Below are 24,541 nucleotides of genomic sequence, written 5' to 3'. Positions count from 1 at the left end.
GTTACACCGCGTAGTCAGTTTCCAATTCAAGTTGAGCGTATACCGCCAACGTCGTCGGGTTAAGCGCTTTTACTTTGAACTTGCCTTCAAAATCCATCTGCATGCGCAGCGTCACCTGGGCATTATTGCCAGGCTCCAGCGTAATCGTACCGGTAGCCGCGTTGACGGTACCGCCCGGCTTGGCTTCGCCTACGACTTCGCCCTTTTTATCCTGAGCTTCCAACAGCACCTCAAACGACTGCCCCACAGAGAACATATCCTGTGTTTCTACACTCAGATCAATAACAGGCATCCGCGTAGTAATTCGCTTGGCGCCATTCTTGTAGTTCAAGACCACGCTTGCTTTCTGCATGGCCGGTTGCTCAGCGTCTTTGAGCTTAATGTCCAGTACCGGCACCACACACTCCTGCAAAGATGCGCCACCGTGATAGTAAAGTAACCCAGAACGATAAGCGGCCATCGAGCGCGGGCCTGCCAGCTTGTTGAAGTCACCACGTATCCCAGCTTTCTCCGCACTGATCTCATAATGGTGAGAATCGCCGGCGCCATCCCCCAAGAGACAACGTTCGTGGATATTGAGCCAGTTACCGGGCAGCTTCTTACAGGTATCTCCAGCCCCTGCATGGGTGTTCATGAAGAACCCATGGTCAGTCGCGATGATTACCTGGTTGAACCCTTTAGACTGCAGTTTGTGAACGGCGACGCGAATGCGCTTAAGCGCACTAAGAATTTCATTAGGTGCTGTATCAGGCGTGTTCTCAAATAGCTCGTCAATCTCCACTGAACGCAGAATCAAAAGCTCTGTCGTCTCATCCACATCGAACTTGTTACGGACAAACGCTTCCAAACGCCCTTCTTGGAAACGCTGACCATAGCGTTTGCGTACACAATCCATACGCTGCTGTACGGTGCTCACGTCCTGCTCCCCTATCATGGGAACCAGACCGGAATCTGTTTTCTTAAGCTCGAGACTCGACGAAGCTCCCGGCAGCAGGCTGGCCATTCCCACCAGCGTGATGCTGGGTAACTGAACCAAAGCCGGTGTTAACTCAACCTTGCCGTCTTCTTTGAGCTGCTGCTCCAGCGCGACGCCCAGCTCATAGCGCAACGCATCAACCATGAGGTAGGCGACTTTCTGACCGCTCTGCTGCAACCTCGGTGCTACGAGTTTATCGAACACTTCATTATTCGATAGGTAACCCGCTACCGGCCAACCACTCTGCTCCAGGTGCTTGGTGAACGGAATTTGTACCTTCTCGATCAAGCGGCCGTAGCTTTGACGTATCCGATGCTTAACCGGCTCCATGACGCCATGAGTGTCTTGCCATTCATAGTCACTGACCGCTTGTTCAAACTCCCGATGTAGGCGGTCCACATCCCGTAACTGGCAAACGTAAAACTCCAGCAAGGACTCCATACTGCGGGCATAATTAGGGAGCTCCAGCTCCCTGACCTCACAAGCTTCCATTAGCATCAAAGCGGAGCGCAGCAGATCCCATTGCGCCTGGCTTTCGCCCTTACCGGTCCAAACTGATTGCGCATGGCGACTAAGAATGTCCCTGACCCGATCAGTATCATCAGCTTCCATCGCCTGTACGGCCTGATGCATGAACGTACGTTCTTCAAATGGGAAGGTATCCTTGCGACCGAGTTCAGTAATCGCCTGGCAGTGCTGAACCAACTCCAGTTCAGCCTCAACTCGCTCAGCCCGATCTATATAGGTTGGCTTAGTACGTCCGTCATTACGCAGACGTTCGCAGATATCTTCGATAAGTGGCTCCGCCTCGACCGACGCACGGGGCATGCTTGCCAATGCATCGGGCAACGCGGTAGGCAGGTCTAACGCAAACTCACTGAACAGTAGATAGCTCCACAGCTCGTCTGCAATGACTCCCCAGCTCTTAGCTCGAGTCCGCAATTTCAAGCCAATGGTGGCTTCAAGCAGTATTTTGACCTCTGCAACCCAAGCATCGCTTCCTTTGAGTGCTGCCTGCTGCTGATCACTGGGCGCCAGAAGCGCAAACAGAATATCTCGACTAGATTCCACCTCTAGCAGCGCACGCAGGTTAGGCCACTCTAATCCGCCACCAACGGCATCAATGACAGCAAAACTAGGGTTTGGATCTTGCTCGAAAATGCTGCGGATTTGTGTCGTGTGATCAGGTTTGGCTTTAAGGCACAGGTTACGATACTCATCGCCGTCGCCATCAGGAAAAACAGCACCACAGGCGGCATATAACGCGAAGGGGTCCTTCTGCCGGACTTCATCTTCCAGCGGCTTTTCAATCGGCACATACACAACCAGATGCTCGAGCTGCTGGCTGCCAAGGCTCTGCAGTGCCTCTAGCGCCTCAGCTCGGCTCTGAAGACTTGACTCCGTAGCATCCACAACACCGCAACGATCATCAGCCATATCAAGACAGATCTTGCGGTAGCGCTGGTCTGGGTCATACACAACCAGAATCTGATGCGACTCAGAACTGGCCAAGCGGCGGGCAAAAACCTCTTGCTGAATAAAAGCCGCAATACTCATAGGTGACGTTCCTGTCGAATTTTTCCAATTAATGCCTGTAGTTCAGATTCACCCAACGCTCTTTGTTGCCATTCCAGCTTAGTTTCACCGGTATCCTTACCCCGGCGAAGCACTGGTACATCTACTTCTTCCCAGAACAGCTCTTCCACGTCATGGGCGATAGCTAGGCTGCGGTCTTCATGGCATTTCCGCAGTACACGATCAGGCCAATAATTCAGTGCTAGGTGCGCCCAGTCATAGTCACCTTTTTCCAGCTGCTTCCAAGTATCTTTGAGCACCTTTTGCCAGGGTTTATGGCGGAACAGCGACCACAGGGGTGCCGCGGTGATCTGCACGCCATCATCTTGGTTTGGCCGATAGCTGGGTGCGATATCGAGCAGCGTGTCACGCAGATCCGCCAATTCCTGTTCCAGATCTTCAAGCCTTTCGAGCGCTTTTTCTTCTTGCTTGCTACGGCCACCAGCTTTCGTAAGTAGGCCATTAAGATCATCGCGCACAGAGTTAAGTTTGGGCTCGACAAAATCATTCACTGCGGTGAACAACGTCTGATTCGTAAGCTCAGGGTAATAGATCCATAGGGTGTAACTACCAGAGGCGGTCGAGAGCGGCCAATAGATCGGTGCTTTTCGGCGGCTCTTTGAGTATCGCTGCAAATGGAAGGGGAAGAAATCCTTACGCAACCAGCGACGGATGTCCTGGCTCACTGAGGTATCAACGGTTACCAGCACCTGCTCGATCAAACGTGGCAAATCATGCTGATGACCTTCGTCATCGACTAGGATAGCGGCATTATGATGGAAAGGAACAGCACCATCAGGCAGCATACCAGGGCTTTTGGCTGGCAGTGGGTCGAAGGGACTCAATACAGTGATCGGCTTGCTTTCATCGGTCGCCAAACGGCAATCAAAGCGGCCAAACGCCACGCCCGCGCACCAGGAAATGAGATTATCTACAGCAGTATGTATTTCGCTGTTATCATCGCAGTGTTCTTGTTCCAGATCGTCTTCGTCCTGACCTTGTCTACTTTTAGAATCAGCCCCCTTACTCAGAGCCTCACTGTGATCTCGTAAAAGACTCGTATAATCATCGCTGCTCAGTCTAGCCAGATTGGCAATATGTTTATCCAGATCGGAACCAATCAAGGTCTCACGATTAATTTTTTCTTTTATTCGCTTAGAATCATCAAATGAAGGAAGTGTAAAGAGTATTTCAGACTCATCAGATTTAAAGTTATTTGACACCTTCTGCCTAATATCTGCGATCACATTTTCAGCCCAACTAATATCCCCTTCTCCCGGCTGCACAAATGGTATTGCTGAGACCATCGAATTTTGAAACTTCGGCTGCCAAAAAGCTTCGCCCCGAAAACGAGCTACAGCAGTCCCTATGTTAGAAGCCAAGAGAGTTGTAACCCAGATCTCAGCCCCATCTTTAGGATAAACCTGGCTTCTTCCGGCGGTCGGGATAACACCTGCTGGTACAAGATAAGGTACTATCCGGCTGGAACGAAGCATATAGCTAATACCGGGTCGAAAATACATTGATTCCGACATGACGTATTTGGATGCGGAGTGTCCATTTCCTATATGGTAGGCTTTTATTTCCTTACCATTATCACGCCAATTAACATGCAGATGAATTGATGACAAAAAAGGAGAGGCCGCCTCCGTTTTAGAATACCACGCCCACTTTTTTTGATGACTCAATGCGATTGCCTGAGCACACAAAACTGTGTTTTCCTCGCCAGAATTTGGAATAATCACATCTGAAGCTCTAGTTTCCCACCATAACCTCAAGAATCGGAAATCATCCCCTGTCTGCAACCCCACTCTAATATCACAAAATTCAGGTTCAATTTTTTTCTGTCCAGCTATTTTTTTTGCTACAGATTCACCAACCCAATATATATATGGCCTATCATCGAAAATTGAGAACTGTTTCAATTTTCTTACGAAAAAATTTGAACCCGACAGCCCATTCCTCAGTAAATCTATTGACTCTAGTAAGCCCTTATTTTTATCAACTCTGTTCAGTTCTCTAAAAAAAACAGCGTTACTCTCTTGGTTTGTCGCTCGTGTCCAAGTCACCGCAGCGGTTTCCACCATCGCATCAAGAACGCCAAGCCCCAGATCTGCAAAACTTTCCAGCTGTAGATCATCTTCAAGAACTGTCTTTCTAAAATTTGCAAAGCTCTGTAGGTAAAAGCAGGTTCGGCTCACGATTGCTCCAGTCCGACCACCTACACGGAGAAGGTTGACAGAGCGCTCTATAAAATTCGCCAAAACATTGCCCTTGGATCTTGGCATACTTTCTTCGAGATTCTTTTTGGTTGATCGAACGGGTTCCCCAAATGGTGGGTTCATTACGACCACATCAAAGACTTCACGGGTCAGATCTACTAGCCGCAGCCCTTGGAGTGCATCCGCTGCAAATAACCGGCACTGGTAACTACTGCTCACTTGCTCCATGAAGGTACTCAACGCCTGCCGCAAACGCTGCTCCGCCTGCTCCCAGGTTTCCTGTTCTTGTGCTGCAAACATATCATTACCACTGCCGCCATAGACCTGCTTAATCAGCTTGGGCAGTTCCTGCTCCACCTGCAGCAACACACCCAATTCAGGCAAGTTATGCAGCAGTTGCAGGGTTTTCCCGAATAGCTCGGCATCCTTGGTATCCAGCTGCTCGGCAAACTGCTGGCGCAGCTCTTTTTCGGCCGGTGGGGCGATCGCCGCGATCACATGGCCCTGACCAATGATCGGACGTTGAGGCGCTTTAACGCCTGCCTCATACCAGGCGCGCTGAGCACGCAGCCAGAGCGCCAGGGTCGCGATCTGGGCGGCACGGGGGTCAATATCCACCCCGTAGACGTTGTGTTCAATGATCAGGCGCGGCACATCGCGCAGGTAGTCCGCTTCATCTGCGTAGGTCTGACTTAACGGCTTAAAACCTGCCTCAGGCTGAGTGGATACGTCCAAACTGCCGGGGCCTTGCTGTTGCTCCCAGGCCCAGGCTTCGCGGTAGATCTCCAGGAAGAGGTCAAAGGCATAAAGGCCAAAGTGCATGGAGCCGCAGGCCGGATCCAGCAGTTTGAGAGTACGTGGGTCACGCAGGGTGCGCGGTATAGGTTCCACACGTTTGGCTTCCAACTCTTCCGGCTTGACCAGCAGGTATTGGCAGCGGTCATAGAGACTGGTGTTGCCCTGGGTGGCATCAAACCAGATCCGCCCCAAGGTGTTGTCCACCAGAAACTCCACCACATAGCGCGGGGTAAAGAACTGGTTACGTACTGCCAACTCTCGGCTGTTACGCGGCGCCTGGGACTCTTTGCGCATTTTTTTGCGCTCTTCCTGGGAATTAAAATACTGGTAAATCCAGCCGATGGTTTCGTCTTCTGCCCAGAGGTGTTCGATCTCCGGGTGGTTGATCTGCTCCAACAGCTCCAAGAGGGCTGATTCCCTGGGGAAAAGTCGGCCCTGGGCACCATGGCGATCGAACAATAGCTCCAGATCGACATTGAACTCGTCAAACAGGCTGAACAGGTAGTTACGGTAGGCATCACCGGTTTCACCCTGACTGGTGCCCGCCAGCATCTTATACAGCTCAAAACCCCTGGAGTTGTAGCCCTTAGCAATGGACTCCATCAGTACGCCACGGGCTTCCATCATGCGCAGTGCCGCCATACGGTTCAGCACCGTAAACGCCTGCTCGCGTACCAACCGGTCCAGAGCTTGGAGTGTTTGCTCCTTGGTATTTTTACCCGGTGTAGTTGCAATATAGTGCTGCAGAATCTCCCGCAAAAGCTGAGCGGTTTGACGCTCGACGTTATCTAGGTGCTTTAGTTCGCTCAGGTCAGCAACGGTGCCAGTTTTAGGGTCGAGGCCATAAGTCGCCTGGAGCTGGCGGGTCAGTTCTTCACTGAGCAGTTCTCGGCTGGCATTAACGAACTTTTGCAACCGGCCACGGGTGGTCTGATCAAACGCCATCAGTTAATCCTCGTCCTGAAGGTTTAGTATCAGCTCAAACTCATGGGCGTAGTTCAACTCACCACGCAGTCGATTCAGTTCGCTGATCAGAGCATCCAGCTCGCTCATACTGGTGATACGGGGCTTGGACGAGAGCTTGCGTTGCGTGAGTTTGGGCTTACCTTCCTGCACCGCTTTTTCCTGCTCTTGCCTAACCTTTTCCTGTATGCGTTCACGGCCAATACGCTGAATACGAATCTTCAGGTCTTGGATAGCGTTGTTAATGCTGTAATCCTGATTGACCAAAGTTTGCAGACCACTGAGGTCTTCATTGGCTTCAACCGATAGCTTTTCCAAATCAGCCAACAGGCTGTTCTGTTCCTGTTGGGTCAGCTCGGTCCACTCTGGCAAGCGGCGCAGATCGGGTTCAGCCGTTTTAATTCGCTCGGCCTGCTCTGCCTTCATGGCGATCACGGCATCCCGCACACGGGACTTCAATGCGGTCAACGTGCTGGCAAAGTCGGTGCTGTATTTAAAGAAATCCGCCTGTTGCAGCCTTGCCTGGGCCTCCTGGATTTCTTCTTCCAGCTCCCCTTTTAGAGCGCCGGGTGTGCCGCTTGATGGCAGCGCAATGATCCCTTTAATGTGAGCCTGCAGATCTCGCAGGATCTCTTCTAGCCCATGCTCCAGTTTGATCTTTAGGTCCGAAGCCCACTTCAGGCTATTGAACAGATCTGAATCTTCACCACCCAAACGCTGGGGGGCATCAGAGGCATCGGTGAACAGGATGTCACGCATATCCTGAGACAGTGCATCCAGACGGTCACTGCCCGGCAGTCCCATAGCCTTGAGCTTTTCAGCCAGAGGACCGTATTCATGCTGCAGACGTGGCAGCAGTTTGACCGTAGTCTTACTGATCTCGTCTTCCAGGGGAACGACAATATCGCCTGTAAGCTCTGTGAGACGCTCAGCAGCCCGCGCCTGAACCTCAATGGAGGGGCGTTCCTCCCTCAGAGAGATCCCCACCGACTTGAAGGTGTTGTTGGTTTTAAGCGCATCTATCGCTTGCTGGCCGTTAACGGTTACTTCTCGGCCACCGGTTTTAAGCTTGATCTCGCTGGCGATCAACATGGCAGCAATCAGGTAGCGCAAAGTATCTGGCGACCAACCAAAGGGCGGGCTGGTAAACAGGTCGGTTAGCCGTTTGCCTTCGATCGTTCCCTGACGGTCGATCATATCGCGGATGCTAGTGATCGCTTTATGCTGGGTATTGATGCTTGGTGTACTGCCACTGGTTTGCACCAAATTCAGTGGGTCGATTGGGTGCGTAACGCCAGACAGGTTACCCAAGCGCAGGAATTTCTCAGCCAGATCGGTACTGGCCCGTACGGGTGCTTCTGCGTAGCGATCGAACACCTGTTCGGCAACATCAACCATATGTTTACGAGCTGCTTCGATTAGTTCTTGGCTCTGGCTGTCCACCGCCGTCAATGTTCCGCGAAACAGAAAAGATCCTTGCTGCAGGCTGCGACGGATTTGGCGCTCCAGGTCATTCAACAGACGATTGGCTCGATCAGCCTGAGCTGCACAGTAGTCCTTTACTTCCTGATCGGGTTCGTTGCGGTATCGGGTGGCCACTTCGCGACAGCGGAAGATCTCAGTAGTTAGCTCATCCATTTCCGGGGTCGTCCGCCCCAACAGGTAGATATTCTGAAGCTCCGCCTTCTGACGACTGTCATTGGTCAGCCTCGATTTGGCACTGTCGTATTCGACCGGATCGACCAGCTCAATAATGGTCTGTACCGGGTTTCGATCGCCTGCCAGAGCGGTGGGTACCGCGCCAGCAGTTGAGAGTACTTTCAGACCTGTTTGGACAGAAAGGTTGCCGTGGAGCTGAGCCGCAGGCAGCGGTGAATAGACCTCTTTTAGGGCATCACTGATGATGCGGCGTAACTCGATGGAGCGAGTCGCTATGTTGGCTCGCTCCTGCTCAATCTCATTGAGTTTTTCACTGAAGAAGCAGAGATTTCCGTCCTGCTCACCAAAGGGCACGATGGGGTCTGAGATCAACTCTTCGATAGCAGTGGCAATGCTGTCTGCTGCTGACGCTTGCGCAATGCCCGAGTGCAGCAGGCTGGCGACGTTTTGGCGAGAGACCGGCAGGTTGTTGAGCACCTGCAGGATACACACGGTTTTGGCGACATTCTGATGCAACGCCGAATCAGGGAAACGTAGCTTCGCTTTATCCACCGATGCGTACAGGGAGGCAAAGGCGCGGCGAATGTCTTTTTCCAATGCGTCAAATAGGGTGACGGTATTTACCAGCCAACCCACCGGCTGCTTGGCGATAGGCGTGCGGTTATCCGACTCATCCACCAGAATGTCCTGCACCACCTTGATAGCGGAACGCAAACCGTAACCACCTGTAGACTTCGCCAGCGCTCCCAGCAGGTGCAGCAGGATATCGAAGTGGGCAGGTAGGAACGGGTACAGATCGATAAAGGTCTGGCGGTTAAAGTCGGCTCCGTAAGCACGCGCATCGACCAATTTGGTGTTATGGCGTAACGCCTGGCCATGCTGATCAAACAGCTGGCCGAGCTCAGTTTCACCGACCGAGGATTTACCCAACAGTCGGGTGTAGCAGATCTCTTTGATGTCGTTGGCTTCAAGATCGATCTGAATCGGGAAGCGGTCTTTCAGCTTGTAGAGCTCAGCAGAGTTGAGCGCTGCTTTGCTGTCATCTTCAGTGAGTGTTTGCTGGGCGGTACCGATAATCCAGACTTTACCATCTCCGATGTTCTTCAGGTTTTTGGCGAGTCCATCCAGGTTAAGGATCAGGTTCGAACGAGAGCCCACATACTGACCGACTTCATCGATAATGAAGATGATGTACTCTTTTCCGGTCGCTTCACGGGCGATATCTAGCATCTCGATTACGCGGTCATCTTCAAACCGGATGACTTCACTCGTTTCAGTATTGAATGATGAGGCAGTCTTAAATACCTGAGGGTAAAGTTGATGCGCGAGCTCAGGAATCACGCTATCGACAACCAGGTCATCGTTGCGGTAATCGCTCCAGTCTGCGCCCATGTAGTCGCGGAACAGCTGCAGGAACTCTGCATGGCGACCATCATGTTTTAATCTACGCTCAAAGGCGGCCACTTTCAGGTTGCGGGAGTACCCGGCCCACTGCAGCACCTTGTAGTAGAGAACAGTTGATACCTCTTCCATGGTAGCGCCAGCAACCTGTTCACTAGCCAGGTCAAGCATCAACACCGCAGCCGGAAAACGGCTAGCCACTTTGGTCAGCAGTGCTTTGGTGGTGTTCTTTTTCAGCCGATCCTTGAGATGCTGGATAAACGGCACGCCGTCGATCTGTACACGATCATCAAATGCCAGGCCCAAGTATTTGGTGAGGGAGCTCTTACCCGAGCCGTAGAAGCCCGACACCCAGACTCCCACTTCGTTCTGACCACCGGCATCCATGGCCGCATCCATCTTCTGCAGGAGGCTTTCCAGCTGCTCTTCAATACTGTCGGTGACAACATATTCTGAGATCTCCGCCTTGAGACGTTCCTCTTGAGAGGCGCCATAGGTGATCACCTTTTCAATGGTGCGGTAGATGTCTTTGTTGCTGTCGAAGAGGGATTTAATTTCCATTGTTATATCCTGTGACCTGTCCCTTAGCCGCCTACGTGATCAGAGCGGTAGTTGCCGTCTTCCGGGTAGAAGCCCAAAAATTTAAGTCGTGTTTTGCCAGTGCGAATACCGGGATAGAAAAAGACCGTCGGCACGCAGAACTTGCCCTGCAGCTCACCTTCGATCACACCGATGCGCGTATATGGATGCAAGGCCTCCAAGTCAGTAACCAGCAGGATGGCGTTGTCATTACCATCAAGTGAGGCTAGTTTTTCCGCCAGTTTTGCTGTCAGGGCGCCCTGCTCTAGCCGGTTTGCCAATGCTTTATTGGTCTTATCCCAATTCAACGGTGCGGCAGCATCCTGCTTCTGCCATATGGTTTTCACCATGGCAGGCACTTCATCAAAGATCTCTTGAATCGCAGTGGCGATAGAAAAGGTATGCACTTCCCAACCATCATTAGACAGACGGGCTTCCCAGGCTTTCATCTGCCGCTTCACATCCAGGATGGAGCGCGGGGAAAACACCAGGTAATAGATGGGCTCATAGCTGGCATGGCCAAACTCGCGACCACGTTTCATCCTTTCCATCAATTCGTTGAAGTCAGCATTCAGCGATGGCATCGACGACATCCTCCATTGATTTGAGTGGCCAGCTGATGCGAGTGACATCTCCGGCGGCTTGTACGATCAGCCAGTTATTGAGAGAGAGACGCTTAAACTCCGCCCTGACGTCTGAAGGCTCCAGCCCAAACATCGCCCAGGCTGTATGTCCGATGACGGCGTTGTCGCCCAATCCATCGAAGTGCAGTTTGTACGCCAGATAGAGAACGGTGGCCTGTTCTATCCGCAAGGGTTGAATGCTGCGTTCAGAGGTGCGCCTTGACGACAACAGCCCATAATCGGCACAACACCCCACCAGATAGGATGAGATGCGTTTGATTGTGGTGTCTGACCAGAGCTTTTGCGTCTTACCATCTCGAACAGCCTGCTCAACAAACTGACGAGAATCCTCTAAAGACACTGTTTGTCCGCCACCGGCATAGCGCGCCCAGTAAACATTACGAATGAAGTCCGCCAGGATCAGGTTTGCTGTAGCTGTGTAGTACAGAAACAGCTGGCTCATCACCGATGAACCCGCACGTCCCTGCAACGTCTGCAGATAGGACGCCGAGCCAGTTTTTATATAACGTGGGTTAAAACATTCGACCACGATGTTGCGTAGACGTCGGGCGGACACATTGGGAAACATGCCGGAATCAAGCGCTTTGTCATATAGAGACGTAGCACTCTGGCCAGGCTCATACAGCGACAGCAGCAGCTTCGTTTCTTCAATCAAACCCAACCCAGCCTGGAGCTGGGTGGTGTAATAGGGAGTGGAACTCACGCAATCTCTCTCATGAACGGGTAACAGCGGGTATCCTGCTGGAAGGCTGACAGGTATTGCCCGGCAACCTGCTGGATCAAGCCAGGAAGATTATCCGCATCATAATCTCCTACTATGACAGGCCCTTCTTGAGAGGTTTGCTCACCACCCGCCATCGCTTGCAATCGCTCCAAAGCACTCTGCTCATCTGTTAATACAGCGGTGTACTGATCTGGCTGTGCGGATTGAAAAAGGCGATCCAACTCTAATTCGATGGACTCTGGCATGCGGAAAAGGTGGTAGGTCGCTCCCACGCCGATCACATCATCATGCACCAGCGTCGCTGCTGCGGTGACGCCACGGTGCTGAGCCTGGACCAAGGTGCGAGGGAAGATCGGTGTCAAAAAATTCTTGGCCTGTGGGGCTAGAAAGCTGCAGGACCACCAGCCACGCTGGCTCTTTTCACCTAAGAAACCGACCACTATTCTCAGATCAGCGATTTGCTTGATCACGTCCTTATTCATAACTCGTCCTCAGGTGGGAAGCTCTGCGCGAGCAGCGCACAAAAAACGTATCTGCGATGGTACAACATATAGGGAATGGAATAGAACGCGTATAGTCGGTGCCAACTTGATCCCAAGACTGAGCCTGAACAGCAGATTAGCCTGGGTAGTCTTCTCGTCCAGTCGAACTGCGCAGCGTGCCGCTAAGTCCTGTGCGAGAGCCTCACCAAGCTGACGCAACTTGATCAATATTGTATTTGGATCGCTGGCAAAAGAACGTTCCGCTGCTACCGCCAGCTGCACAAAGATAGGGTCGTGCTAACGAAGAAATTCGAAGTTGCTGCTTTCCGCCATAGATCTCTCTCCAGCTACTCAGACAAGCAGTGCTCATCGCTAATATTTTTCCTTGGTGGATGCACTGTGTAGAAGGATTTTCAGGAAGACGGCCAAAGCGGCCAACCATCGATAGAAGTGAACTTTTATCAGGTCTCCATGGGGTTCGTTTTTGAGCTATTCCGAGACGAGCGCTTCCGACCCTCTGGTGTACGTGGTCCGGTACTAGCCCCGCCATGGAATTTGCACCGACCATTAGGATAAGCCGTGCCGTCATTGCTACACGGAGTTCCCTTTCGTGTTTTTGCTCCACACTTCATGCCGCGGCATTCGTCTGGAAACTTCGGCATACCGGGTGGCGGGTATCGGTACCCTCGAGAGCGCCACTGGTCAGACGCAATGCGCGACTTCCGATAGTACTCTCGCAACAATTTGACCTTTTGGGATCGATCCATACGCCATCTTCCATAGTTAATTACTCGTATATCAACATCATTGATTTCGGTACTGTGTGGTAAATATATAAAGGTGCCCACTATGGGGGCGTACGTTATATCGAAATTGATGCTTAATGGCCTACTATTAGGGACATAAAAGCCTGGTATGTAGGCCGGCACTGTTACTTACCGGCCCCATATGCAGGCGTTCTCGGCCCCCTATTTAGGCTCGCGCATTTTCTTCCTTTAACGATCTGGTCCGAGGTTTCTATAAGCCGTCGTTGTCGGCTTCAAGTCATGCTTCCCTTTACACTCATGGATCGGCTGCCATGTAATGGCATACAACGATGGCCCCATCCCCAGCCCTCCCTGTCTAGTCTGGACAAGCCAACCTCTTTCGACCAACTCGCGTGTTGCCAGATCAAGCCCCTTGTTGGATGACCAGCCTCTTTCTCGCATTATCGTTCTACTGCAACACAGATCCCCGTTATTTTTTCCGTTATACTGACATCCGACGTCAACCAAAAGTTTTATGGCCTTACCACTTAATGCAATAAAATCTGGGTGGCTCACCACCAAATTCGGCAAGTGGAGATATCCTTTGTAGTTTATGTTAGGAAATTTTTTCCTAGCTTTCTTAGCCTGCAAGCTGTGAACGGTAGATGCCATGGTTTATTCCATTTTTCAGTGCAGAGAATTCTTACCTTTGAAATAAAAATATTGATCAGTCAGTGGATTCTCGCTCATCTCCGGAACCTGATAGACTGACTTGATCCTAGCACTGACAAATTCACGGTTCATATCTTTCATGTGGAGCGATTTGTTCAGCTCCACAAACTCTCTAGCCTCTGCTTTACTATTAGCTTCAATTGTTACTGTGTACTTAACACTTTTTACCAACTCAACTTCATATTTTTTCATATCTATAATCTCTTGAATTCATGATCTTTGCTTGGAAAGACTTTTTCCAAAGGTAAACGTGTGTCACATCGCTTTAATCTTCTAGGACTCTTTAGCACCTCGCTCTCTACCAGATGAATGATTCAAACTGCTAAAGCAGACTGGAGACCCTGTCAGACTTAATCGGTGTACTGCTGTTCGAGCCAACACAGAAGATCAGATTTGCGCCAAGCAACAGAGGCAGGGCCAAGCGATACCCGCCGAGGATGCTTGCCTTCGCGCTCAAGCTGCCACGTACGGGTACGACTTAAAGATGTGATGGAGTGCCGCTCTTTGTCACGGCAGAGTCCTTCATGCACACCAGCTGCGTTGAGTGTAGCCTGGCGCTGTTCGGGGGTGGGTGTTACGAATGTTTTCAATTTAGCCTCCGTCTGTGGGTTACTCAAGCTGTCGGAGGCATTCTGAATCGTACTACTTGTTTTATCAGTGGATTTTTGAAATTATTTTTTTCCCCAAAATTGCTGCTGGAAAGAAGAGGAGAGCCTCTCTTTAAGAAAAGACCCCCTATTCTAAATTCCCCAACTAAATAATATCCTTCATTGTCAGATCTCTTAGTGAGGGCTCCTTTCGAACTAAACCTTGTAAATCTTGCCAACTTTCCCATGTCGCGATGTTATACACGAACGGCATGATAGTATCTCTTAAGTGATCTACAGTCTTGATAACTCCATCCGCGCCATCCCAAACAACCCGAGATAGCAACGCCGGCCAAACTTTAACTTTGCGATATCGTGCCCAGAGCAATATATCCAGGATGGGAATCACTCGGTAGTTAACCAGTTTCTTTATTGTGACCATACTCGAGCGCATCGCAATATCTCCAGCCCGATTAGGCATACCCTTTTGCCTCCTCCATTTAGGAAGTGTTTGCCGAATACCTTCGATAATTTCATCATCTGTATATTCTAAAATATTTACAGACAACCAAACATCATCGGAAAAGTAGCCAACGTTGATTGTCGAAACACTCGGGGCGCCAATTGAGATAGAATTTTCTGCTCTTTCGCCATCATAGTAACCAGCGCTTTTTAACGTCTCATATGCAAGCGATAAATCATTAAGATTAAGAGTTTTCAAGGCAGCCGTAGAAGCCAAGTGCTGGTCGCAATTACCATCGGGATACTGCCCTAACTTAAGACCACAACATGCTGTCCAAGGCGTAGGATCAAACTCTATACCAGCCAAAATAGTTGTACCTGTTACTATGCAGTCATAGTGTTTTTGAGCCTCGTACTCATCCCAGTCATCCCAATCACCTTCTGATGTAAAGTTCACTGCCCTCCAGTAGAACTGATCCAGAAAATCAGGTAACTGCAGATCCATTAATGGTTCATAGTTGGTGATGTCAAACCAACTCAAAGCCCGCAAGATTTCTTTACGTTTCATTGTTAGGTCGCGTCTGGAGGGAGTGGTATCAATGCCACTCGTCAATTTGGATTTATAGAAACCGGCTGGAGATTACCCAACTCGGTTAAAAGGTAAAACGTTCTTCGAATCATTAACGAAAGGAGAGATCATAGATGCCACCTTCTCAAGCGACTCTCGCCGCTCATTCAGGTAATCATAGCGATCATAAATACCCTCAACGCCCGGTATCTTGTGATTCAGGCAGCGCTCGGCTACGTGTGGGGGCGTACCGATGCTGGACAGCAATGAGCGCAGCGAGCGCCTAAGATCATGAACCGTAAACTCTTCCATCTTGCCTTGGTCAACAAGCTTCTTCAGTGCTGCATTCAGTGTATCCGGCCCAACGTGCCCATATCTTTTGCTAGCTCGCCTGCGCGGAAACACATAGACACTGCCGCAGGCTCGTATGCGCAGCTCTTCAAGCCAAGCACAAGCGGCCCGAGGTAGTGGAATCGTAATCGAAGCTTTTGTCTTGTTATTGGGCGACAGCCTCCACAATCCAGCTTCTAGATCAAACTCCTGCCACTGTGCTGCCAGAAGTTCCATCTTTCGGACTCCCAATACCAACAGCAACGCACAAGCTAGGTAGTTCTCACGAGTGAACTGGTCGCTATTTGCCCGGAAGACCTCGAAGACAGAACGCAACTCTTTGATATCCAGAATTCGGTCCCGGCTTTTCTCTATGCCACCTGCATCTTTCACGGAAAAAGCGGCTGCTGGGTTTCCGTTCATAACATCCAGTTTGATGCCATGATTGAAGAGTTGCTTCAGCATCGCCAAAACATCATTAGCGATTGTTGGCCGCTTGCTGGCCACAATTTTCTGGATGACGGCCCGAACGTCCCGTGGAGTAACCACCTCGAGAGTGAGGCCACCAATCATTGACTGAACCTCACGCTGGTACTGCCGCAGCGGGATTTTCGGATACTTTAGTCGAGGAGCCCGCTCTCCATGCCAATCATGGAAGAGGTCATCAACCGTCTTGATAGGAGCCTGCTTGGCACGGCGTCGCTCGACGACAGGGTCGCAACCATCTTTCGCGATCTGAGCTCGTACCGCTCCTGCTTCAATTCGGGCGTCTGCCAGGGTTACGTGCTCCAGGTGACCGACAGTATAGAGCTTACGTTTGTTGTTCAGAGTGTAGCGTAGCGCCCAGTACGGCTTACCACTTCCCCTGACACAAAGGTAAAGCCCATCACCATCCGCATATCGGCCGGGCTCTCCGGACTTGATGATGGCCTTGATACCTTTATCGGTCAGCTTGCCCATGGTGAGAACTTTCCTGCAGTTGCCCAAGATGAATTTTGGTTACCACTATGGTTACCGTTTTGGTTACCACAAGTATAAGAACAACCACGACCATCTGTGAACAGCAGAAAACAATAAATCCTTATAAAAAGGTAACTTAGGCGTTTTATTGATCAGGCAAAAACAGTAAAAAACGTCACTCGATATTCTGGATCTGTTCCCTCATCTGCTCAATCAGCACCTTGAGCTCCACCGCTCTCTGCGTTGTGCCGGCCACGATGGATTTGGAAGACAGGGTATTGGCCTCGCGGTTCAGCTCCTGCATCAGGAAGTCCAGTCGGCGCCCTATCGGGCCTTTCTGACCCAGAACCCTGCGCACCTCCTGAACATGGGTATCGAGTCGGTCCATCTCTTCGTCCACATCGGCACGCTGGGCGATCATCACCAGCTCCTGCTCCAGCCGTGACGGATCAACCTCGACTTCGAGATCCGCTACCCGGGCGCGGATCGCTTCACGCTGGGCTTCCAGAATCTGAGGCATTAATACACGCACTTCCGCGACAATCTCGGAGATACTGTCGAGACGCTGGCCGACCAGCTGACTCAGCTCCTGCCCCTCCCGCTCACGCCCCGTGGCCAGGTCCTTGAGGGCACTGTCAAACAGGTTCAGCGCCGCCTTCCTGATTTCAGCCATATCCAGCTCGGTCTCACGCAGTACGCCGGGCCAGCCAAGCACCTGAAATGTATCCAGTGGCGCAGAATCGGGCATCAGGCCTCGCACCTGGCTTGCCGCCGCGATCAGGTCCCGTGCCCGCTCCTCATCCACACTCAGGGTCTGTGCACCGGCTTCCGGCACAAAGCGCAGCGTGCACTCCACTTTGCCCCGGCTCAGTCCGTTGCGAAGCTTTTCGCGAACCTTACCTTCCAGGTCCCGCAAGGCTTCAGGCAGACGCAGGTGCGGTTCGAGGTAACGATGGTTGACCGAACGAATCTCCCAGGTCAGCGTTCCCCATTCACGATGTACTTCCTGTCGCGCGAACGCGGTCATGCTACGTGTCATATTCAGCCGATCTCGATTAAAATTAGGGATCAAGTTTCGAGTCATATTAACAGTCCCGGCAGCAAGCCTCTATCAACCGGGAACAACTCCAACTAAGGTATTTTCATGTCCTCCACGCTTTCCGAACAGCTGCAGAACCTTGGTCTGAAAAAACTGCGTCCCAGTGGCCGGGAACCGGATCAGATGCGCGATGTTCGCATCACCCGTAACTTCACCAAGCATGCAGAAGGCTCGGTACTGGTCGAATTCGGCGATACCAAAGTGCTCTGTACCGCCAGCGTGGATCGAGGAGTCCCGCGCTTTCTCCGCGGTTCCGGATCCGGCTGGGTTACCGCCGAGTACGGTATGTTGCCACGATCAACCAATACCCGTTCCGACCGGGAAGCCGCACGCGGCAAGCAGGGTGGCCGCACCGTCGAGATCCAGCGCCTGATAGGCCGTTCTCTGCGCGCCGCGATGGACCTTAAGAAGCTGGGCGAAAACACCATCACCATCGATTGCGACGTCCTCCAGGCCGACGGCGGTACCCGCACCGCGTCAATCACCGGCGCTTTCGTGGCACTGCAGGACGCCATCAATGTGCTGAAAAAGGACAAGAACGGTGCCATGAAAGGCGACCCGATCAAGCATCAGCTAGCCGCTGTATCGGTGGGCATCTATGAGGGCCACCCGGTACTGGACCTGGATTATGCTGAAGACTCCAGAGCCCATACCGATATGAACGTGATCATGACAGCCAGCGGTGGTTTTGTGGAAGTTCAGGGTACCGCAGAAGGCGAGCCTTACACCCAGGAAGAGCTCAACGCCATGTTGAACCTGGCGTCGAAAGGTATCGGTGAGCTGATCGAGATTCAGAGCGAAGCGCTCAAGGACTGAAAGCCTGGCGCGAGGATTAAAAAAGGAGCCGATGGCTCCTTTTTAGTGTCTGCTCGTCTCAGAGATCAACGGCGTAATCGATAATCAGCGGGCAGTGTTCCGAGAAACGCTGATCCCGGTCGATGCGGGCAGATTTGATACTTTTGCGCAGGTTGGCCGTGGTCATCTGGTAATCGAGACGGGCACCCTCGTTCAGGGTCCAGGCCCGGTTGTAGTCGGGCCACCAGGTATACTGGCGCTCCGCCTTGTTCACCTCGCGGAAAGCGTCCACGAAGCCCATTTCGTCAAACACTTCATCCATCCAGGCACGTTCCTCTGCCAGGAAGCCCGAAACCTTCTGGTTGACGTACCAGTTGCTCAGATCCACCGCTTTATGTGCAATGTTGAACGTACCGGCGAAGATGAAATCACGACGCTTACGCAAAGTCTTCTTCAGGTGGTTTTTGAAGTGCTCAAGGTATGCCAGCTTCTCGGCCTGATCCTCGGCACTCTTGAGGCCTGACGGGATCGTCATCGACGATACGCTGACCTTGTCGAAGTCTGCCTGAATAAAGCGCCCCTGGTAATCGCACTGCTCAAACCCGAGGCCCGTCATAATCGCCTTGGGCAAATGACGGGTGTAGATCGCAACGCCGCTGTAGCCATCTTCGAAGGCATCGAAGAAGTAAGCATGGTAGCCCTCAGGATGATAGCGATCGCCATCAAGCTGATACTCGCGCGCTTTCAGGTTTTGCAGACAGATGACATCAGCGTCCTGCGCTACCATCCAGTCAAAAAAGCCCTTGTCAGCGGCCTGTTCAATACCCTGAGTATTGAATGTGATCACGCGCATAATCAGTTGTGCCTCACACCAGCGAGAATCCAGAAATTTAAGAGGATAATTGTATCGGTAAGGGCCGGAAAATTAAAATCTTTCCCGAGATTAAGCCGTTATTTCGCCGTGTTAATCAGGCCTTGAGAAGCCCTTAACGCTCAATCAAGGTATGATTAGCGACCCTAATTGCCAACCGATCCAGTGGAGAGAGCTATGCAGGACTACCAGCGCGACTTTATCGAATTTGCCATTGAGCAGGAGGTGCTTAAATTTGGTGAATTTACGCTGAAGTCAGGCCGTAAGAGCCCCTATTTTTTCAACGCGGGCCTGTTTAACACCGGCAAAGCCCTGGCCAAACTCGGACAGTTCTACGCGGCGGCGATTGTCGACTCAGGCGTAGAGTTCGATGTCATGCTTGGTCCTGCTTACAAAGGCATCCCCCTTGCAGCCGCAACGACTGTCGCTCTGGCTATAGGCCACGATCGCGACGTTCCTTATGTTTTCAACCGTAAGGAAGCCAAGGATCATGGCGAAGGCGGAACACTGGTGGGCGCCCCGCTGGAAGGACGGGTGATGATCATCGACGACGTGATCACCGCAGGTACTGCAATCCGAGAAGTCATGGCGATCATCGAGCAGGCTGGAGCGACCCCCGCAGCTGTGGCCATTGCGCTTAACCGCATGGAAAAAGGCCGAGGCGAACTCTCCGCCATTCAGGAGGTTGAGCGCGACTACAACATGCCGGTTATCAGCATCGTCTCACTCGATGACCTGATCGAATTCCTGGAAGAGAAAGGCGACATGCACGAGCAGCTCGATGCTATTCGCCAATATCGCGAAGAGTTTGGCATTAAAAGCTGATTCGGACTTGACCCGGAATCACCTAAGTGGTTGAATAGCTTACCGATTGCCCGGATAGCTCAGTCGGTAGAGCAGGGGATTGAAAATCCCCGTGTCGGTGGTTCGATTCCGCCTCCGGGCACCACTACTTAAGAGGCTTGCACTAGATGCAGGCCTTTTTTGTGTCTGTCGTTCAGAGCTTGTTTCCGTTGCTGGCCCCTAAAGATCAAGGGTCCGTACATATCCGCTTCCCCGCTTATATCACACCTATTGACGGTCATCGCATCGATAGCAGCCGAATGACCATGCCGAAGCTTAATTTCAACCTGGCGCTGCCGATTGAAACCGAGGAGGCACTTCGGCCTCTCTACTGTAAGGGTCTGTCTGGCGATGTCTGAGGCTGCGGCGAACTTCAGTGGAGTGGGGCTGACCTACAGTGATCAGAAGCGTTAGTTCTGGACCTTCAGGCCATGTATGCCTGCTGGTATGAGCCGCTTTAATCAGGGGAGACTGCGGGTATACGTTAGCGGGGTTGGGCGTTCTGGCTGGGGGGCGATGACTTACTTTAGGTCGCAAGCGGTGCTTGCGATCCTTCGGACGCCTGCGGCGCCTGCGCTTCTCTCAAGCTCGGGAAGTAGCGGGGGTATGACCTACAATGATCAGGCGCAGTGCGCCTGACCCTGCGGGCGCCGTCGCAGACGGCGTCCAAAGCCCGTTCCTTCGGAACAGGGCTTAGTCACATGGGCCTGGTAGTGCACAGAAGTTCACACCACCCCAATACGAAAAAACCCCGATACCTTTCGGTACCGGGGTTATTTCATATTAGGTGCCTGGCGATGACCTACTCTCACATGGGGAATCCCCACACTACCATCGGCGATGACGCGTTTCACGACTGAGTTCGGCATGGGATCAGGTGGTTCCACGTCTCTATTGTCACCAGGCAAAACTGGAACAAACTGAGATCTAAAAGCTTTTAGTAGAAGACCCGCTTTCGCTTATCTCCTATCTGATGTCTTGTCGTTCGCTACAAGCTACAACCGCGATACGATCTATATATTCGTGCTCAAACGCCTTTGGCGTTATATGGTCAAGCCTCACGAGCAATTAGTACTGGTTAGCTCAACGCCTCACAGCGCTTACACACCCAGCCTATCAACGTCCTGGTCTTGAACGGCTCTTTAGGGACCTCAAGGGTCCAGTGAGATCTCATCTTGAAGGAGGCTTCCCGCTTAGATGCTTTCAGCGGTTATCCCGTCCGAACGTAGCTACCGGGCAATGCCATTGGCATGACAACCCGAACACCAGAGGTTCGTTCACTCCGGTCCTCTCGTACTAGGAGCAACTCTTCTCAAATCTCAAACGCCCACGGCAGATAGGGACCGAACTGTCTCACGACGTTCTAAACCCAGCTCGCGTACCACTTTAAATGGCGAACAGCCATACCCTTGGGACCGGCTTCAGCCCCAGGATGTGATGAGCCGACATCGAGGTGCCAAACACCGCCGTCGATGTGAACTCTTGGGCGGTATCAGCCTGTTATCCCCGGAGTACCTTTTATCCGTTGAGCGATGGCCCTTCCATACAGAACCACCGGATCACTAGAACCTACTTTCGTACCTGCTCGACGTGTCTGTCTCGCAGTCAAGCACCCTTATACTCTTACGCTCAATGCATGATTTCCGACCATGCTGAGGGTACCTTCGTGCTCCTCCGTTACACTTTGGGAGGAGACCGCCCCAGTCAAACTACCCACCACACAATGTCCCTGATCCGGATTACGGACCTAGGTTAGAACCTCAACAGTACCAGGCTGGTATTTCAAGGTCGGCTCCACTCTAACTGGCGTCAGAGTTTCAAAGCCTCCCAGCTATCCTACACAAGTAATGTCAAAGTCCACTGTGAAGCTATAGTAAAGGTTCACGGGGTCTTTCCGTCTAGCCGCGGGGACGCTGCATCTTCACAGCGAGTTCAATTTCACTGAGTCTCGGGTGGAGACAGTGTGGCCATCGTTACGCCATTCGTGCAGGTCGGAACTTACCCGACAAGGAATTTCGCTACCTTAGGACCGTTATAGTTACGGCCGCCGTTTACCGGGGCTTCGATCAAGAGCTTCGCTTGCGCTAACCCCATCAATTAACCTTCCGGCACCGGGCAGGCGTCACACCCTATACGTCCACTTTCGTGTTTGCAGAGTGCTATGTTTTTAATAAACAGTCGCAGCCACCTGGTATCTTCGACCGGTGTCAGCTTAGGGAGTAAATCCCATCACCAACGCCGGCGTGCCTTCTCCCGAAGTTACGGCACCATTTTGCCTAGTTCCTTCACCCGAGTTCTCTCAAGCGCCTTGGTATTCTCAACCTGACCACCTGTGTCGGTTTCGGGTACGGTCACACATAACCTGAAGCTTAGAGGATTTTCCTGGAAGCTTGGCATCAACCACTTCACTCCACATGGGAGCTCGTCATCAGGTCTCGATCTTAAGGAACCGGATTTGCCTAGTTCCTCAATCTACACCCTTAAACACGGACAACCAACGCCGTGCTGGCCTAGCCTTCTCCGTCCCCCCCGTCGCAGTTATGCGCGGTACAGGAATATTAACCTGTTTCCCATCGACTACGCTTTTCAGCCTCGCCTTAGGGGCCGACTCACCCTACCCCGATTAACGTTGGATAGGAACCCTTGGTCTTCCGGCGAGGGGGTTTTTCACCCCCTTTATCGTTACTTATGTCAACATTCGCACTTCTGATACCTCCACGGTGCCTTACAGCTTCCGCTTCAACGGCTTACAGAACGCTCCTCTACCATGCGTAAAAACGCATCCGCAGCTTCGGTGTCTAGTTTGAGCCCCGTTATATCTTCCGCGCAGGCCGACTCGACTAGTGAGCTATTACGCTTTCTTTAAAGGGTGGCTGCTTCTAAGCCAACCTCCTAGCTGTCTAAGCCTTCCCACATCGTTTCCCACTTAACTAGAACTTTGGGACCTTAGCTGGCGGTCTGGGTTGTTTCCCTTTTCACGACGGACGTTAGCACCCGCCGTGTGTCTCCCATGATTGCACTCTTGGGTATTCGGAGTTTGCATCGGGTTGGTAAGTCGGGATGACCCCCTAGCCGAAACAGTGCTCTACCCCCCAAGGTGAGACATGAGGCGCTACCTAAATAGCTTTCGAGGAGAACCAGCTATCTCCGGGCTTGATTAGCCTTTCACTCCGATCCACAGGTCATCCGCTAACTTTTCAACGGTAGTCGGTTCGGTCCTCCAGTTGATGTTACTCAACCTTCAACCTGCCCATGGATAGATCGCCCGGTTTCGGGTCTACTCCCAGCAACTAAACGCCCTATTAAGACTCGGTTTCCCTACGGCTCCCCTAGACGGTTAACCTTGCTACTGAAAGTAAGTCGTTGACCCATTATACAAAAGGTACGCAGTCACCGTCCGAAAACGGCTCCCACTGCTTGTACGTACACGGTTTCAGGGTCTATTTCACTCCCCTCACAGGGGTTCTTTTCGCCTTTCCCTCACGGTACTGGTTCACTATCGGTCAGTCAGGAGTATTTAGCCTTGGAGGATGGCCCCCCCATATTCAGTCAAGATAACACGTGTCCCGACCTACTCGATTTCACTGTAAACGCACTTTCGCATACGGGGCTTTCACCCACTATGGCCACACTTTCCAGAGTGTTCTGCTAACACGTAAACAGCTTAAGGGCTGTTCCCCGTTCGCTCGCCGCTACTGAGGGAATCTCAATTGATTTCTTTTCCTCCGGGTACTTAGATGTTTCAGTTCCCCGGGTTCGCCTCTCTAAACCTATGTATTCAGTTAAGAGATACCCGCAAGCGGGTGGGTTTCCCCATTCGGACATGTCCGGATCAAAGTCTGTTTGCCGACTCCCCGAACCTTTTCGCAGGCTACAACGTCCTTCATCGCCTCTGACTGCCAAGGCATCCACCGTGCACGCTTATTCACTTGACCATATAACCCGAAGGCGTCTGATCACTTGAATATATAGTAACGATCGATTTCGCCGGTTGGCGCTTGTATCAAACAATACAAGACAATCTTTTAGATCCAATTTGTTAAAGAGCGTTTAAAGCATGAAGCTTTAAAAGATAAACTCAGACGAGTGTATGTTTTAAAACTCTAAGAGCTTTAATGACCAGGCAATCTGGTGAAGCGTATTCTGTTTAGGTCTCTACCATTCAGGATGAATGGTGGAGCTATGCGGGATCGAACCGCAGACCTCCTGCGTGCAAAGCAGGCGCTCTCCCAGCTGAGCTATAGCCCCATTCAGGTCAATCGCGTTGAATTTTGTGTCAATCAAGGCAAATCCGGAGGAAGCATAGCCTGCTATGCGACGAGGGATTTAACGCAGAGTGACGCAAAATTGGTAGGCCTGAGTGGACTTGAACCACCGACCTCACCCTTATCAGGGGTGCGCTCTAACCAGCTGAGCTACAAGCCTATTTCTCGGCATCTTTTCGCTCTGCTCTTCGTTGCATCCCTCGCTCATTCGGTCATGTACTCATGTACATTCCCTCACTCACTCAGTCTACGCCTCGATC

Annotated in this window: 15 protein-coding genes, 3 tRNA genes and 2 rRNA genes; 3 read left to right on the top strand and 17 right to left on the bottom strand. The window is 51.8% G+C overall.

The genetic code is table 11. The features are described 5' to 3' along the window. Position 1: 1 nt before the first annotated feature. From ACQUQP_RS02245 to ACQUQP_RS02190, 12 genes are all read right to left on the bottom strand, one after another. Positions 2-2,533, bottom strand: coding sequence for a PglZ domain-containing protein (locus ACQUQP_RS02245; protein ID WP_432697188.1), 2,532 nt, complete (start codon positions 2,531-2,533; stop codon positions 2-4). Beyond that, positions 2,530-6,516 (bottom strand): BREX-1 system adenine-specific DNA-methyltransferase PglX, encoded by a 3,987-nt coding sequence (gene pglX, locus ACQUQP_RS02240; RefSeq protein ID WP_432697187.1) that lies wholly within the window; start codon positions 6,514-6,516, stop codon positions 2,530-2,532. Before pglX ends, ACQUQP_RS02245 begins: the two co-directional genes overlap by 4 nt. Before the next feature lie 3 nt (positions 6,517-6,519). After that, the gene (gene brxC / locus ACQUQP_RS02235; RefSeq protein WP_432697186.1) at positions 6,520-10,155 is read right to left on the bottom strand and encodes a BREX system P-loop protein BrxC; all 3,636 of its coding nucleotides are present in this window, start codon (positions 10,153-10,155) and stop codon (positions 6,520-6,522) included. Positions 10,156-10,178: 23 nt separating this feature from the next. Further along, positions 10,179-10,757, bottom strand: a complete 579-nt coding sequence (locus ACQUQP_RS02230; RefSeq protein WP_432697185.1) for a BREX protein BrxB domain-containing protein — start codon at positions 10,755-10,757, stop codon at positions 10,179-10,181. Further along, on the bottom strand, positions 10,738-11,520 hold the full coding sequence (locus ACQUQP_RS02225) for a BrxA family protein (protein ID WP_432697184.1): 783 nt from the start codon (positions 11,518-11,520) through the stop codon (positions 10,738-10,740). The genes ACQUQP_RS02230 and ACQUQP_RS02225 overlap by 20 nt, the downstream gene beginning before the upstream one ends. Beyond that, positions 11,517-12,023, bottom strand: a complete 507-nt coding sequence (locus ACQUQP_RS02220; protein WP_432697183.1) for a BrxE family protein — start codon at positions 12,021-12,023, stop codon at positions 11,517-11,519. Before ACQUQP_RS02220 ends, ACQUQP_RS02225 begins: the two co-directional genes overlap by 4 nt. 461 nt (positions 12,024-12,484) lie before the next feature. Further along, a complete protein-coding gene (locus tag ACQUQP_RS02215) occupies positions 12,485-12,655 on the bottom strand; it encodes an HGGxSTG domain-containing protein (protein ID WP_432698661.1) in 171 nt (56 codons plus the stop codon). A gap of 801 nt (positions 12,656-13,456) precedes the next feature. After that, entirely contained in the window at positions 13,457-13,693 is a 237-nt protein-coding gene (locus ACQUQP_RS02210; protein WP_432697182.1) for a hypothetical protein, read from the bottom strand. 158 nt (positions 13,694-13,851) lie between these two features. Continuing rightward, positions 13,852-14,031: an AlpA family phage regulatory protein gene (locus ACQUQP_RS02205; RefSeq protein WP_432698660.1), complete on the bottom strand. Its 180-nt coding sequence runs from the start codon at positions 14,029-14,031 to the stop codon at positions 13,852-13,854. A gap of 223 nt (positions 14,032-14,254) precedes the next feature. After that, a complete protein-coding gene (locus ACQUQP_RS02200; protein ID WP_432697181.1) occupies positions 14,255-15,118 on the bottom strand; it encodes a DUF6387 family protein in 864 nt (287 codons plus the stop codon). A gap of 72 nt (positions 15,119-15,190) precedes the next feature. Further along, entirely contained in the window at positions 15,191-16,408 is a 1,218-nt protein-coding gene (locus ACQUQP_RS02195; RefSeq protein ID WP_432697180.1) for a tyrosine-type recombinase/integrase, read from the bottom strand. A gap of 175 nt (positions 16,409-16,583) precedes the next feature. Beyond that, a complete protein-coding gene (locus ACQUQP_RS02190; protein WP_432697179.1) occupies positions 16,584-17,447 on the bottom strand; it encodes a YicC/YloC family endoribonuclease in 864 nt (287 codons plus the stop codon). A gap of 105 nt (positions 17,448-17,552) precedes the next feature. Between ACQUQP_RS02190 and rph the strand changes: the two genes are divergently transcribed. Next, positions 17,553-18,323: a ribonuclease PH gene (gene rph, locus ACQUQP_RS02185; RefSeq protein ID WP_432697178.1), complete on the top strand. Its 771-nt coding sequence runs from the start codon at positions 17,553-17,555 to the stop codon at positions 18,321-18,323. 58 nt (positions 18,324-18,381) lie between these two features. Here the strand turns inward: rph and ACQUQP_RS02180 are convergent, their stop codons facing one another. Next, positions 18,382-19,155 (bottom strand): exodeoxyribonuclease III, encoded by a 774-nt coding sequence (locus ACQUQP_RS02180; RefSeq protein WP_432697177.1) that lies wholly within the window; start codon positions 19,153-19,155, stop codon positions 18,382-18,384. A 195-nt stretch (positions 19,156-19,350) separates the two neighbouring features. Between ACQUQP_RS02180 and pyrE the strand changes: the two genes are divergently transcribed. Beyond that, complete coding sequence (pyrE, locus tag ACQUQP_RS02175) at positions 19,351-19,998, top strand: orotate phosphoribosyltransferase (RefSeq protein WP_432697176.1); 648 nt, start codon at positions 19,351-19,353, stop codon at positions 19,996-19,998. Positions 19,999-20,046: 48 nt separating this feature from the next. Further along, a tRNA-Phe gene (locus ACQUQP_RS02170) sits at positions 20,047-20,122 on the top strand. Between the two features lie 683 nt (positions 20,123-20,805). On the opposite strand, the gene rrf is transcribed toward ACQUQP_RS02170, so the two are convergent. From rrf to ACQUQP_RS02150, 4 genes are all read right to left on the bottom strand, one after another. After that, positions 20,806-20,921, bottom strand: a 5S ribosomal RNA gene (gene rrf / locus ACQUQP_RS02165). A gap of 142 nt (positions 20,922-21,063) precedes the next feature. Beyond that, positions 21,064-23,951, bottom strand: a 23S ribosomal RNA gene (locus ACQUQP_RS02160). A gap of 237 nt (positions 23,952-24,188) precedes the next feature. Beyond that, a tRNA-Ala gene (locus ACQUQP_RS02155) sits at positions 24,189-24,264 on the bottom strand. Positions 24,265-24,364: 100 nt separating this feature from the next. Continuing rightward, positions 24,365-24,441, bottom strand: a tRNA-Ile gene (locus ACQUQP_RS02150). Positions 24,442-24,541: the final 100 nt, after the last annotated feature.

This window comes from Marinobacterium sp. YM272 (assembly GCF_050908845.1).
Classification (GTDB): domain Bacteria; phylum Pseudomonadota; class Gammaproteobacteria; order Pseudomonadales; family Balneatricaceae; genus Marinobacterium_D.
Note: the sequence above shows the minus strand (reverse complement) of the source record. Positions and strands in the feature narration are given on the sequence as shown.